Annotated in this window: 13 protein-coding genes; 4 read left to right on the top strand and 9 right to left on the bottom strand. The window is 37.0% G+C overall.

Translation table 11 applies throughout. The annotated features are described in order from the left end of the window. Positions 1 to 18: 18 nt before the first annotated feature. Positions 19 to 765 carry a LysM peptidoglycan-binding and 3D domain-containing protein gene (locus BLR36_RS11445; RefSeq protein ID WP_093062047.1) on the top strand — a complete coding sequence of 249 codons (747 nt, stop codon included), beginning with the start codon at positions 19 to 21 and terminating at the stop codon, positions 763 to 765. Between the two features lie 189 nt (positions 766 to 954). Here the strand turns inward: BLR36_RS11445 and BLR36_RS11440 are convergent, their stop codons facing one another. Then, a complete protein-coding gene (locus BLR36_RS11440; RefSeq protein WP_093061874.1) occupies positions 955 to 1,878 on the bottom strand; it encodes a hypothetical protein in 924 nt (307 codons plus the stop codon). A gap of 112 nt (positions 1,879 to 1,990) precedes the next feature. Between BLR36_RS11440 and BLR36_RS11435 the strand changes: the two genes are divergently transcribed. Then, complete coding sequence (locus BLR36_RS11435) at positions 1,991 to 2,641, top strand: SIMPL domain-containing protein (protein WP_093061873.1); 651 nt, start codon at positions 1,991 to 1,993, stop codon at positions 2,639 to 2,641. Between the two features lie 63 nt (positions 2,642 to 2,704). On the opposite strand, the gene BLR36_RS11430 is transcribed toward BLR36_RS11435, so the two are convergent. From BLR36_RS11430 to BLR36_RS11400, 7 genes are all read right to left on the bottom strand, one after another. After that, positions 2,705 to 4,354, bottom strand: coding sequence for a methyl-accepting chemotaxis protein (locus BLR36_RS11430; protein WP_093061872.1), 1,650 nt, complete (start codon positions 4,352 to 4,354; stop codon positions 2,705 to 2,707). A 19-nt stretch (positions 4,355 to 4,373) separates the two neighbouring features. Further along, positions 4,374 to 5,348, bottom strand: a complete 975-nt coding sequence (locus tag BLR36_RS11425) for a BMP family lipoprotein (protein ID WP_093061871.1) — start codon at positions 5,346 to 5,348, stop codon at positions 4,374 to 4,376. 209 nt (positions 5,349 to 5,557) lie between these two features. Further along, complete coding sequence (locus BLR36_RS11420) at positions 5,558 to 6,979, bottom strand: aldehyde dehydrogenase family protein (RefSeq protein WP_093061870.1); 1,422 nt, start codon at positions 6,977 to 6,979, stop codon at positions 5,558 to 5,560. Between the two features lie 123 nt (positions 6,980 to 7,102). Then, positions 7,103 to 7,669 (bottom strand): PepSY domain-containing protein, encoded by a 567-nt coding sequence (locus BLR36_RS11415; protein WP_093061869.1) that lies wholly within the window; start codon positions 7,667 to 7,669, stop codon positions 7,103 to 7,105. A 308-nt stretch (positions 7,670 to 7,977) separates the two neighbouring features. Next, the gene (locus BLR36_RS11410; protein WP_093061868.1) at positions 7,978 to 8,691 is read right to left on the bottom strand and encodes a PepSY domain-containing protein; all 714 of its coding nucleotides are present in this window, start codon (positions 8,689 to 8,691) and stop codon (positions 7,978 to 7,980) included. 67 nt (positions 8,692 to 8,758) lie between these two features. After that, on the bottom strand, positions 8,759 to 10,108 hold the full coding sequence (locus BLR36_RS11405; protein WP_093061867.1) for a sensor histidine kinase: 1,350 nt from the start codon (positions 10,106 to 10,108) through the stop codon (positions 8,759 to 8,761). After that, entirely contained in the window at positions 10,105 to 10,806 is a 702-nt protein-coding gene (locus BLR36_RS11400) for a response regulator transcription factor (RefSeq protein WP_093061866.1), read from the bottom strand. The genes BLR36_RS11405 and BLR36_RS11400 overlap by 4 nt, the downstream gene beginning before the upstream one ends. A 334-nt stretch (positions 10,807 to 11,140) precedes the next feature. Between BLR36_RS11400 and BLR36_RS11395 the strand changes: the two genes are divergently transcribed. Together BLR36_RS11395 and BLR36_RS11390 are read left to right on the top strand one after the other, a co-directional pair. Then, positions 11,141 to 11,467, top strand: coding sequence for a four-helix bundle copper-binding protein (locus BLR36_RS11395; protein ID WP_175454057.1), 327 nt, complete (start codon positions 11,141 to 11,143; stop codon positions 11,465 to 11,467). A gap of 119 nt (positions 11,468 to 11,586) precedes the next feature. Then, complete coding sequence (locus tag BLR36_RS11390; RefSeq protein WP_093061865.1) at positions 11,587 to 12,837, top strand: cytochrome P450; 1,251 nt, start codon at positions 11,587 to 11,589, stop codon at positions 12,835 to 12,837. 60 nt (positions 12,838 to 12,897) lie between these two features. Here the strand turns inward: BLR36_RS11390 and BLR36_RS11385 are convergent, their stop codons facing one another. Further along, positions 12,898 to 13,476, bottom strand: a complete 579-nt coding sequence (locus tag BLR36_RS11385; RefSeq protein ID WP_093061864.1) for a TerD family protein — start codon at positions 13,474 to 13,476, stop codon at positions 12,898 to 12,900. Between the last annotated feature and the right edge of the window lie 24 nt (positions 13,477 to 13,500).

The following is a 13,500-nucleotide window of genomic DNA, read 5'->3' as shown; positions in this document are numbered from 1 at the left end:
AAGGAGGAAATTCATTTTATGAAAAAACACATTATTGCACTAACCGCAATCGTAACACTATCAGTAGGAGCAGCAGGACAAGCATCTGCATCAAGCGTTCATACGGTAGAAAAAGGTGATACACTATGGTCTATATCTCAAGCAGAGAATGTTAGTGTTCAAGATTTACAACAATGGAACGACCTCGATTCAACGATTATATATCCATCTCAACAATTAAAAGTCGAGGAAGCAGTGGAAACGTATGTAGTTGTTTCAGGAGATACATTATTTAATATTGCAGAAAAACATAATATTACAGTAGCACAATTAATGGCGAACAATCAGCTAACTAGTGATTTGATCATACCTGGAGATAAATTAGTGATTGAAGGCTCAAAGGTTATACAACCTAAGGTAAGTGCAGCTGCTACTACTTCAGTTACTTCTGCAGCACCAGTTTCAAAAGTAGAATCTAATAAACAGGCTAATGTTGCGAAAGAGCTGACGATGACTGCTACTGCATATACAGCTTCATGTGCAGGCTGTTCTGGAATTACAGCTACCGGTATTAACTTAAAAGCAAATCCAAACCAGAAAGTTATTTCTGTTGATCCAAACGTAATTCCTTTAGGATCAAAAGTATGGGTTGAGGGCTATGGAGAAGCAATTGCTGGTGATACTGGCGGTGCTATAAAAGGAAATAAAATAGATATTTTTATACCAACCAAACAGGAAGCACTCAATTGGGGACGTAAAACAGTAACGGTAAAAGTTCTAAACTAAAATGCGACACTAAATATAGAGACCTGGTGAATTATATTCACTGGGTCTCTTTTTTTAAAAATGTACTGAACTTATTTTGAGATTTTTGTACTTTATAATGCTGTTGTTGATTGCTATATAGTTTGGTAAAAGAGTTAGGGCATAAGTTATTTTATACTAAAATTGCTTAATCCCTGTGGACAGCGTGTGCTACAATAATTTTTCTATGCTTTCTTTTACTTCTAATAAGGCTTCCATCTGTTGTGTCTTCGCTTCTTTTATATTTTCTAGGCTAATCTTAACTTTTTCAAGTTGCCGATTTTGGTTATCTGATAATTGAAGCAAAAAACCTTGCTGTCTATTAAGGCTATCTTGTAAGTAATTGTAAATATCATCCTGCTGTGTCATTTGAAGTTGGATTTCTTCCAATATTAATTCATCCATTTCATCAGAAAGCTCCAGTTTCTCACTCAATCGACTATTAAATGCTTTTTGCTCTTTGAACTGATTTAAGATTAAATCATGCAAAAGGTTCTGTTCTTCCAAGTTTTTCGATATTATAGTAAAAAACCGCTTTTGTTCCTCTAGTACATCTTCTATTGTTTTCGTTTGGGCATCAGATTGTAGTTCGCGTTGGTCAAATTGACCTTTGATATTTTCGAAAAAATTGTTTTGTGTAATGGCTAAATTATTAAGGAAATTTCGTTGTCTATTCACACTTCCTTGCAAATTTTTTAATGCTTTCTCTAAATTTTCCGTTCGGGCATCTGTTACCTCGTTAAATTCAGACTGGTTATCCCAATGCACATTTATTGCTTGAAGTGTTTGGCTAACTTTTTGTAAATGTGACTTGGTTTCTTTTGATGTATGTGCAAAATTGAGGAGTATTTTTTTGATGTTCCCATAATCGTATCTGTGGTTTGTATTTAACTTATCGAGAATTACGCGTTGATCATGTAATTCACGTAAAATGGTTTTACTCGATTGGTCCAATTGGGAAACAGAGTTCAATAGCAGTTGATTTACGGATGATTGTTCTTCTAGAAATTCTATATGGTGATTGGTATAAAAATGCTTTTGGCTGTTATTCTTTTTCAGGGCTGCAGAAACTAAATGGACCTTCGATTCTTTCACTTTTCCATACTCCTTTACGCAAAAAAGTCATTATGTCTTATTTTATGAAGGTTATTGTTATATGTGATGAATACGGATTGAGTAGAAATAACATATAAAAGGTGGTAATTAGATGTTGTATTCAAGTATTCCATCACTTTCAGTTCCTATGGTGAGAGTAATCACCGTAACTGGTAGTGGGGTGATAGAGGTCTCTCCAAACTATGTTCAAATCCAAGTAGAAGTAAGGAAGGAAGGAAAAGAGCTACAACAAACTCAGGCAGAAAATGCACAAATTATGAATCGTGTTATTCAATCCTTGTTGGAGTTAAATATTCCGAGGGAAAATATACAAACAGCTGCCTATAATATCTTTCCTCAATATGATTTTATAGACGGAAAACAAGTTTTTAGAGGTTACGAGGTTACGAATGCTATTACTGTTAAAATGAATGATATTGAAAAAGCTGGTATTGTAATCGACAGTGCGGTGGCCAGTGGTGCTAATAGTGTATCGTCTATTAAGTTTGGGGTAGATAATCCAGAGCTTGTTTATCAACAGGCACTGCAGCGGGCTCTTCAAGATGCCCAAATAAAAGCCCAAACCATTGCACAGACGATGAAGCTTGCATTATATCCACAACCAGTTTCCATCGTTGAAGAGCAGCATAATGAGCCAATACATTATAAAATGTTATCGATGGCTAGTTCGCAGGGAGGAACGCCAATTGAGCAGGGGAAAATTTCTATAACTGCAACCGTTACTGTAAAATATCAGTACTAAATTGGTTGAATGGCATAATTAAAAAATCCCTGTGTATGTAATTTATACACAGGGATTATTACGTTAAATATTAAATTTAGATACTCGTACTTGTAAATCCTCTGCAAGGTTAGCTAAAGAAATGGCAGCTGCAGTTACTTCCTCCATGGATGCTAGCTGTTCCTCTGAAGCCGCAGCCACAGAAGATGAACTATCAAATGTGTCGCTTGCTACCGTAGACATATTATTAGCATGGCTTGAAACGTCTTTTACAATTTTATGGATGTTATTTGTTATAGATGAAATATCTCCGACTTGTTCCTTCACTTGTTCTACAGATGTTAGAATTTCCTGGAAAGTAACTTCGGTATTATGTGCAATCGTAAGTCCTGAGTCAACTTTTTCCTTTACCCCAGTGATGGATGTAACTGTTTTCTTCGTTTCTATTTCAATTTCTGTAGCGATATCGGAAATGTCAGAGACTGATTTTCTAGTTTGTTCTGAGAGTTTTCTTACCTCATCTGCGACCACTGCAAAGCCTTTACCAGCTTCGCCAGCACGAGCCGCTTCAATGGCTGCATTTAAGGCCAAGAGGTTCGTTTGGTCGGCAATATCGGTGATTAGCTTAAGGATATTAACAATTTCTTTGGAGCGTTCATTGAGCGTAACAAGTGCCATGTCCGTTTCTAATACAGCTTCATTTATCAATCTCATCTGGGCTACTGTATCTTGAACAAAAGCAGATCCTTGCATAGTTTTCTCGTTCGTTGCGAACGTTATCTCCATTGTTTCTTTCGCTTTTTCTGCGATTAGAGTAACTGCAGTAGAGCTTTCTTCAGCAGAACGAGCCGATTCCTGCGCCATATTTGTTTGATGTTCTGCTCCTTCGGAAACCTGTTGAATGGAAGTGGATATCAATTCTGTTCCTTTCATTGTTTCATCTGCACTTGCCATTAATTCCTCGGCTGAAGCAGCTACTTGGTTTGAACTATCAGAGACATGCGTAATGACTTCTCTTAAATTCAATGTCATTTGTTCAAAGGATTTTTGTAGTGTAGCGACTTCATCACGGGTTTTAACCTGTACTATCTCGACTGCCAGGTTACCATTTGCGATTTCTTCTGCATTTTTAGTAATGGCACGGATTGGTCGAACGATTCTATTTGTAAATAAAATAACCAATGCAATACTACCAACTAGTAAAAGAATTACTAAAATAATTGAAACGGAAATAATGCCATCAATCTTATTTTGTAAATTACTTTGCATCATGGAATATTCAGCAGTTATGTTTCGTTTTAATTGAATAACATCATTAATAAGACCTTTTGTACGTGTAGATTGTCTTTTTATCTCCGCAAGGTTTTCTTCCTTCATTGCTTGATTGGAATAGCTTAATATTTCGTCGTATTTCTTAGAAATACTCGCATTGAGCTGATTCTGCTCCTTAGTTGTTAAGGAAGAAGCTAGCTGATCATTTATGGATTTGGTTGATGCTATATCGACCTCTATGTCGTTTTTATTGCTTTCAGAGATGTTGAGGGAGTATGCACTCAATGATTTCTGTAAGCTTTTTGCTGAACTATTTAATTCTTCTACTTTAACTAAAGCTTCCACAATTTCTTCCGTAGAGGATTTTATCGAAGATAGCTGAATTATGTTATAGCCGATTATACAAGCGGATAGTAGCAAAGGGATGATAGATATCATTAATATCTTTTGTTTAAGCTTCATTTTCTAGTCACCTAATTTCTTATTTTAATATTGTAATGGAGCCACCTGCAATATCTTCTTGTAGCTTCTCTAAGCGATTTGTTTCGGCAGGAGAGAGCTTGAGTACACGAATAGGTGCTATACTTACACCATTTTCTTTTATACCTAATACTTGATTTTTTTCAGATATTTCACCGGTTTCAACCAATTGTTGAATAGTATTAAAAATAGCGACGTCCACTTGTTTAAGCATAGAAGAGACGACAGCTTTTTCTGCCAAATAAAATTGGTCGCTATCCACTCCAAATGAATAAATACCGGAGCGCTGCGTTTCATTGATAACCCCAACTCCTGTAAACCCTGCAGCAGGATATATAAAGTCCGCTTTGGAAGCAATCATTTCTTTAGCGATATTTTCACCTAATTTGTCATTACCAAAGTCACCTGCATAAGTTGACAACACAGTAGCCTCTGGATTTTCCGATTTAACACCAGCCGCAAAACCTTTTTCAAACTTTTGAATAAGAGGGACATCATCACCCCCGACAAATCCAACAACGTTACTGGTAGTTTTCATACCGGCAATAGCACCTAATAAGAACGAGGCCTCTTCTTCTTTGAATGTAACGGTGTATACATTTGGTAAATCAGATTGTGCATCTACTAGTAAAAATGACTTTTTGGGATATTTTTTAGCAATTGTTTCTAAATCTTTTTGAATAGAAAAACCAAGACCAATTATTAGGTCGTTATCCGTTTTAACTAGCTCCTCAATACCTTTTGCATACGTCTTGGTATCTGCAATTTCTCGATAATCAAATGAAATATTAAGCTCGTCACGGGCTTTTTCTAGGCCTTGGAACCCTAAATCGGAAAATGATTGATCTCCAAGTCCTGCATCGGAAAGCATGATTCCGACTTTTATGTGATCGGTTTCGGTAGTGGTTTCCTTCTCAGTACACCCCGTAATAATTAATAAAGATATGAATAATATAAACATAATACTTTTCTTCATAAAGACACTCCTAATGATAAATAATTAATGCACTTTAATACTATCGTCTCAAACTCAAGATACTTAATATAGTTACATGTACTTTAATAATTCAGAAATTTAGGGGAGAACATGAAAAAAAGGGGCCATAGTATGGCTCCTTTTTTTCTGGTAAGTATGGTGTTGGGTTTGTCAGTTTAATATTATTGTTATCTATTTTGAATATATATTTATTGCTGGTTCCACACAACAAGCTTTGTTTCGGTCATTTCATGAATAGTATATTTTAAACCTTCTTTGCCAGTACCACTATCTTTCACACCACCATATGGCATTTGGTCTACGCGGTAGGTAGGAATATCATTAATCATGACTCCACCAACTTCTAACTCTTTAGAAGCTTTAAAAGCTGTTAGTATATCATTGGTGAAAATCCCTGCCTGTAAGCCGAAATCGGAATCATTGATGGCTGCAATACCTTCATCGATTGAAGAGATGCGATTCACTAAAACGATTGGTGCGAAGACTTCCTGACAGGAAACTTTAGAAGTTGCAGACACATTCGTTAAAATAGTAGGTAAGAATATACCCTTTTCAATTGTACCTCCAGAAACAATATTAGAGCCTTGCTCGACTGCTTCTTTTACCCAGCTTAGTGCACGTTCTTGTTCGTCAGGATGAATCATAGCAGAAATCTCTGTAGATTCATCATCCGGGTGCCCAATTACAAGCTTATTTGTTAAAGTAGAGAATTGCTCTAGAAATTCTTCGTATACTTCATCCATTACATATGTGCGCTGTAAAGAGATACATATCTGACCTTGGTTAGAAAATGCACCCATTACGCATTTGGGGACAATTTGAGCTAAATCTACATTTTTATCGATTATCAAGCCTGAGTTGGAACCAAGCTCGAGGGCTAATTTTTTCAAGCCTGCACTATCTCGAATACCCTTTCCAACGGCAGGACTACCGGTAAATGTAATCATTTTTACTTTATCGCTTTTTACTAATGCATCCCCAACAGTTTTTCCGCTACCTGTCACCACATTGAATACACCTTTTGGCAATTCCGTTTGATCGATTAACTCCGCTAAAAATAGCGCAGAAAGGGGAGTCTGTGATGCAGGTTTTAATACAATTGTATTACCCGCAGCTATTGCTGGACCAACTTTATGTGCTACTAAATTTTGAGGGAAGTTAAAAGGTGTAATGGCTCCAATAACACCTATTGGTTGTTCAATAGTATAACCAAAACGGTTTGCTCCATTTTTTGCTGCGTCCATCGGAATCATTTCACCCGTTATTCGTTTAGCTTCCTCTGCAGCGAATTTGTATGTTTCAATTGTGCGATCAATTTCTGCTAATGCATATTTAATTGGCTTTGCAGCTTCTAATGAAATAATTTCTGCAGCTTTCTTACGATTTTCGATAAACAATTGGGTGATATGCTCTAAAATGTTAGCCCGTTCATATGCAGTTAAAGCGGCCATTTGTTTTCTTGTTTCATGTGCAATGTCAATAGCAGCTTCTACTTCTTCATGAGTTGCTTGTGGAATCTGTGCGATGACTTCCTTTGTATGTGGAGAAAGTAAATCTGCATACTCAGTAGTAGATTTCCACTCACCATTCACGTAATATTGCTTTTTCATCGAATCATCCTTTCGAAAATAATGCCAATATTATAGAATACCTTTCTTAACTCTACCATACCCATTTCTAACACATCTAAAAAGTCGCTTGATGTGTACATCAAGCGACTAGCAATTTATATATTAATCGTCATCATTATCGTCGTCATTATCAAGTTCATTCTCAAGAATTTTTCCTGTGCTTGCATCGATTGTGAACTCTGCATCACCTTTAGCTGTGCGAAGCTCTATTTCATATTCGTATCGACCATCATCGGAATCTAATTCGATTTCTAATACGGTGCCCTTGATTTGTTTTTGAGCAATTTCAATTGCTTTAGCTTCTGTGATGAGTTTAGTATTCGCAGCTACTTTTTCATTTTCGTCGTGATCATCTTGATCATCGTTATCTTCTCTTACGTTCAATACTTTTGCATTATAAGCATCTACACGCACTTCGTATTCTTTTGACTTTTCTCCGTCTATATCTACTTCATAAAATGTTTTGCCATTATCTTTTTCCAACTCTACACTTTCAAGTGTCCCTTTAACTTCTTTTAATGCTATTTCTTTCGCTTTTTCAATACCAATTAATTTTGCACTTTGAGTTTTACTTAAGTTTACATTATCGTTATCTGCCAAAGCACTAATCCCAATTCCTCCGCTAATCACTAGTGCTGCTGTTAATGAACCAATTAATATTTTTTTCATTTTTTCTCCTCCTAAGTTTTGTTTTGCTTACATGTACTACTATATACAGCTAAAAAGAAAGGATGGGGAGGGGAAGGTTAAAATTTGGATAGAATTAAAACAAACTATAGAGAGAGTGGAGGAAATCTTCTGTTCGCGAGTAATAGCAACTTAAAAGAGAGTAAATAAAGCTAAAGCGCGAGTAAAATAGAATGAACGATAGTAAACGATAGCTGTCCGAGAGTAAATAACACTTGAGCGAGAGTAAGGTCCAATATAAAAGGTTGATCGTGATAGTAGCCACGACCAACCTGATTGCGGACCGCTTCTTAGTCCTCCCAATTTACTGATTTCACCGTACCGGTATATGCATCCACTTCGACCACTGCTTCACGATCATTTTCACCATTTTCAATCTCCACTTCCACTAAATAATAGGGAGTTTGACCAGATGGCTGATGAAGCTCTGCATCGTCATCAGCTACACCTTTTAAATGATTTGCTGCGATTTTTAGCGCCTCTTGCTCAGAAAGGAGCGTATTTTCCTGCGTTACAGGGGATTCAATTGTAGACTGAGTTGTATCAATTATGGCACCGTTATACGGGTCCACCTTTAAAGTGGACATTATATTTCCTTTATGAACAACCGCTTCATAGTAAGAGATATCTGCATCATTTATTAACTTAATGGATTGAAGTTCGCCTTGTGCTGCAATTTCTTTTTTTATTTGATCTTCCGTAAGTTTATCCACAGAAGGGGAGACTTCCTTTGTTTTCATTTGTTCTAAAGATAGGATATTTCCGGTTTTGGTATCCATCTTAATAGCGTAAATTCCATTTTCCATTTGCAGTTCGATTTCATACTCGTTTCCAGATTTCGCTGCATAGATGATTTCCCCTGGATATTTGATAAGCGCAGTTGCTTTTAATTCCTCGTCTGTGAGAACCTTTGTAGTAGGAAATAGCATTAACATACCAAATGTGAGCAAAACTATTAGTATAATTCCTCCGATTATTTTACCGGACTTATTTATTTTCCTCATATGTCACCTCATGGTTCAGTCTGTTGCTATAGTATACATTGTGAAAGTAAGAATTCGGGGAGAAAGACTATTTTTCTTTTTGCAAGTAAAGCGTCACAATTGTTCCCTCGTTTTCCTTACTACTTAGTTCGATGCGTGCACCGAGGGCATCTGCAATATCTTTTGCCATTGTTAAGCCAAGACCTGATCCACCTTTCTTTCGACTTCTCGCCTGATCTACTCGGTAAAATCGGTCAAACACTTTCGGAAGATCCTCTTTAGAGATGCCAATTCCACTATCCTCAATTTGGATAGCAGTTTCTTTTTCTGTCTGCCCAACATGTATAGTAATCGGACCATCGCTATACTTAAGTGCATTGTCTAAAAAGATGAATAGTAATTGCTTTAGCTTTTGAATGTCCGTATAGCCCATTATTTGCTTGTTCCCCTGGATATTCATATCTCGTTGATAAGTAGTTTGGAAAGTATTTGCTGTTTCCTCGACAAGCTGGGTAATATTTATTTGCTCCATTTGGATATTCCATTGATCCTGTCGCGCTATAGACAATAGCTGCTCTGTCATTTCTCGCATTCGTATAGCTTCTGAGTGGATGGCATCAATAGATTCTTCAAACAAATCCGGTCGCTCCAAACCTCGTCGCTTCAACAGATCAGCATAGTTTTCAATTATAGTCAAAGGAGTTCGAAGCTCATGCGATGCATTGGAGACAAATTGCTCCTGCTTTTCATAGTTTGTTTGAAGCAATGACATCATATGATTGAAAGTTTCGCCCATCTCAACTAGCTCTCCCTCAGTAGTATCCTCAAGCTTTAACTGTTTAAATTGGCCGCTTTTTTGAATATCCTTCATCGTATTAATCATCGTGCGAATTGGCTGGATAATTAGGTTGCTCAGAATACGACTAGAAATAAGAGTAGGAACCATGATAATAACGGTAATAACAATTAAAACGATTGCTAAAATATTTATCATCTCGTCAGTGGACTCAATACTATTGGTCACTTGTAAATTTACAACTGATCCGTCTCTCCACACAATCGGAACGGAGATGAAAACATATGGTGTTCCTTTATATGTTAGCAATTCTCGAACTTCTCCTTGGTAAAAGCTGCTTGTTCGTGCACCAAGTTTAACTTCAGAAGGGGAGGTGATTTTCCCATCACTCGTTAAATCCTTTTTTAGTAATTGAATCATGCCGTCCACTGGTACGTTAGCTCTTAATAGATCGCTTGGTGCTATCCGGTCAGCTGCTCTACCGATTATGATGGAAACTTTTTCGACTTCTGCTTGTGCCCGCTCTAATTCATTTTCTTTCATGAGATGACTGAATACAAAATAGATAGAAGCGTTCATGATAATAAGCAATGCGATAAATAATACCGACGTATATAACCTTATTTTACTGCGAAGCTTCATGTCGCATCCTTCAAGACGTAGCCTACGCCTCTAACTGTATGAATGAGTGCATCCTCATAATCTGCATCGATTTTTTTACGAAGATATCGAATATATACGTCGACAATTTTGGTATCCCCATAGTAGTCATAGCCCCAAACTGCTTCCAAAATTTGACCTCTATCCAAAACCTGTCTTTTATTTTTCAATAAATATAAAAGTAAATCATACTCCTTTGGAGTCAAACTAACCTCGTGATTATGTCTAACAACTTCTCTGGTTTTTTCATTCACTCGTAGATCATTAAACTTAAGCCACTCTTCGTCTACTTCGGCTGCTGGAAGCGTAGCTTGGCTCATCCTTAAAACAGCACGAATTCTCGCAAGCAATTCTTCCATTCTAAAAGGCTTAGTTATGTAGTCATTGGCACCGAGGTCAAGACCAGAAACTTTGTCTTCGATAGAATCTTTAGCGGTCAATAAAATAATGGGAACCGTGGAATTTTTCCCTCGAATTCGTCGTAGTAATTCAATACCACTCATACCTGGAAGCATCACATCCAGTAAGATCAAATCCCATTTCTGTGACAGGAACATTTCAAAAGCATCAATTCCATCCAAGGCCTTACTCGTTTTATAGCCTTCATATTCTAATTCAATTTCTAGTAGCCTTACTATTTTTTCTTCATCTTCTACGATTAAAATAGATTCTTTAGACAAATTAATCCCACCTTTCGAACCTTAATGTGGCTCCATTATATCAATAATTAATAATCTAGGAGTAAGTGAAGAATTGGACTAAATAGGTTATAAAATAATTTTATTTAAATGAAATAGTCTAAACCAAAAGTAGTAAATTATACTGGAAAATTTCTAATACCAGACCTCGCTAGTTAGGATTCCGTGATGGCGCAAGGAATACTAGCTTCACTTGTGCATCTATTGCCGGAGTTTTCAGGCAAGAATAACATTCCAAATTTCTATAAACTCGTTTAATCGCTAATTTTCAGGGAATATTAAGTTATATAAGTTTATGGAAAGTGAGGGAATAATTTTGCAAATGTCTTATGAAGAGTGTCTAAAGGCATGTCAAGACTGTTTAGAGGCTTGTAATAACTGTTTTCAAGCGTGTCTAAAGGAAGAACACGTAAAAATGATGGCTGGTTGTATTAGCCTAGATCGAGAATGTGCAGATATTTGTAGTTATGCTATACAGGCAATGACTCGGAAAAGTCCATTTGTTAAAGAAATTTGTGATTTTTGTGCAAGAATTTGCGACGATTGTGCAGAGGAATGTGCAAAACACGACCATGAACACTGTAAACACTGTGCAGAGGCTTGCCGTAAATGTGCAGAAGTATGCCGTCAGATGATCGCTTAACTATAAAAATTAGTAAATCCCATCCATTGTGGATGGGATTTTTGTGTGTTGATAAGTTTTAATCAGTATCTGAAGGGAAAAGATGAGGAGGAAAGTTCTAAGAGGAAGGGTGTATAGACATGATGAATCAATTTCCACGTGAGGAAGGGCTGGACCACAGTCTGAATTTATTAAGAGAAGGATATATGTATATTCCAAATAGAAAGAAAAGCTTTGCCTCTAATGTATTTGAAACTCGTTTATTGGGACAAAATGCAATCTGTATGAGTGGTGAAAAAGCAGCGGAAATATTTTACGATGAAGAGAAATTTATGCGAAATGGTGTAGCACCGAAACGGTTGCAAAAGACTTTGTTTGGAGAGGAAGGAGTCCAAACTTTAGATGATGCAGCACATCGTCATCGTAAGTCTATGTTTATGGCATTGATGACGAAAAGTCGTCTAGAAGCATTGCAAGATATTACTGAAAAACAATGGCGGCTAGCTACAAGGAAATGGGAACAGATGGAACAAATTGTTTTGTATGATGAGGCAAAAGAAATTATGTGTAGAATAGCTTGCGTATGGGCAGGTGTGCCTGTTGAGGAAGGGGAGATAAAAGAACTAGCGGAGCAGTTAGCTGCTATGTTTGAATCGCCAACTGCTCTAGGGCCTCAACATTGGAAAGGGAGGCGTGCCCGTAAACAAGTAGAAAAGTGGGTAGAAGGTTTAGTAGACCAAGTTAGGGAAGGGCATCTAAATCCTGCTGAAGGTACAGCCTTGCATGAAATTTCCTTGCACAAAGATTTGGAAGGGGAGTATTTAGAGGGAAGAGTAGCTGCCGTCGAAGTCATCAATATTTTAAGACCTATTGTGGCAATTGCTATTTATATTAACTTTACTGCACTCGCAATTCATCATTATCCTGAGCAGAAAGAAAAGCTCGAAACTGCCGATGCTAAATACTTTCAAATGTTCGTACAAGAAGTTCGTCGATTTTATCCATTTTTTCCAATGGCTGCAGCTAAAGTAAGAAAAGACTTTAGTTGGGAGGGCTATTTGTTCAAGGAAGGGACGTTAACGTTACTTGATTTGTATGGAACAAATCATGATACGGAATTGTGGGATAACCCTGATATATTTAATCCATATAGGTTTTCTGGATGGGATAAAAGTCCATTCGATTTCATCCCACAGGGTGGAGGAGATTATATGATGGGCCACCGCTGTGCTGGAGAATTTGTCACTATAGAAATAATGGAGGTATCGCTTAATTTTTTAGTTAATAACATAATGTATCAGCTCCCAGAACAGGATTTGAGCTATAGTTTAGTGACGATGCCGAGTATTCCGAAGAGTGGAGTTATCATGAGAGATATACGGGTTAAATAAGAACTAATAATAAAAAATCCCGAGTGTTTTTGAACACTCGGGATTTTTTAGGATAGGTGGTTAGCTCAATCCAAATTCAGTAATAAGAGAAGCTAAACCGCCTTGGAATCCGCTTCCTATTGCATTGAATTTCCACTCATTATTGTGACGGTATATTTCTCCTACTACAAGTGCCGTTTCGATTGAGAAGTCCTCACCAAGGTCATAGCGGACAATTTCTTCATTTGTATCTTCATTAACAATACGTATGAAAGCATTTGATACTTGACCGAAATTTTGTTTTCGTTGATCCGCATCGTGAATGGTAACAGTGAAAACAACTTTTTGCACATTGTTCGGAACAATTGGTAACTTAACGAGCAGTTGCTCATCATCACCGTCACCATCTCCCGTACGGTTATCCCCAGTGTGGATAACTGAACCTTCTTCACTTTGGAGATTATTATAAAAGATAAAGCTTTTTTCGTTGAAGGCTTTTCCGTTTGCGTCTACGATAAAAGCGGAAGCATCTAAATCAAAGTCTTCTCCACCACTATATCTATTCGTATCCCAACCTAATCCAACTAAGACATTTTTTAATCCTGGATTCGTTTTCGTTAAATCAATTTTTTGCCCTTTTGATAGGTTAATAACTGACATTATGTTTCCCCCTCATCCATTTTA

The organism is Psychrobacillus sp. OK028 (genome assembly GCF_900103605.1).
Lineage (GTDB): Bacteria > Bacillota > Bacilli > Bacillales_A > Planococcaceae > Psychrobacillus.
The sequence above is the reverse complement of the archived record's forward strand: the minus strand, read 5'-3'. Positions and strand labels throughout refer to the sequence as shown.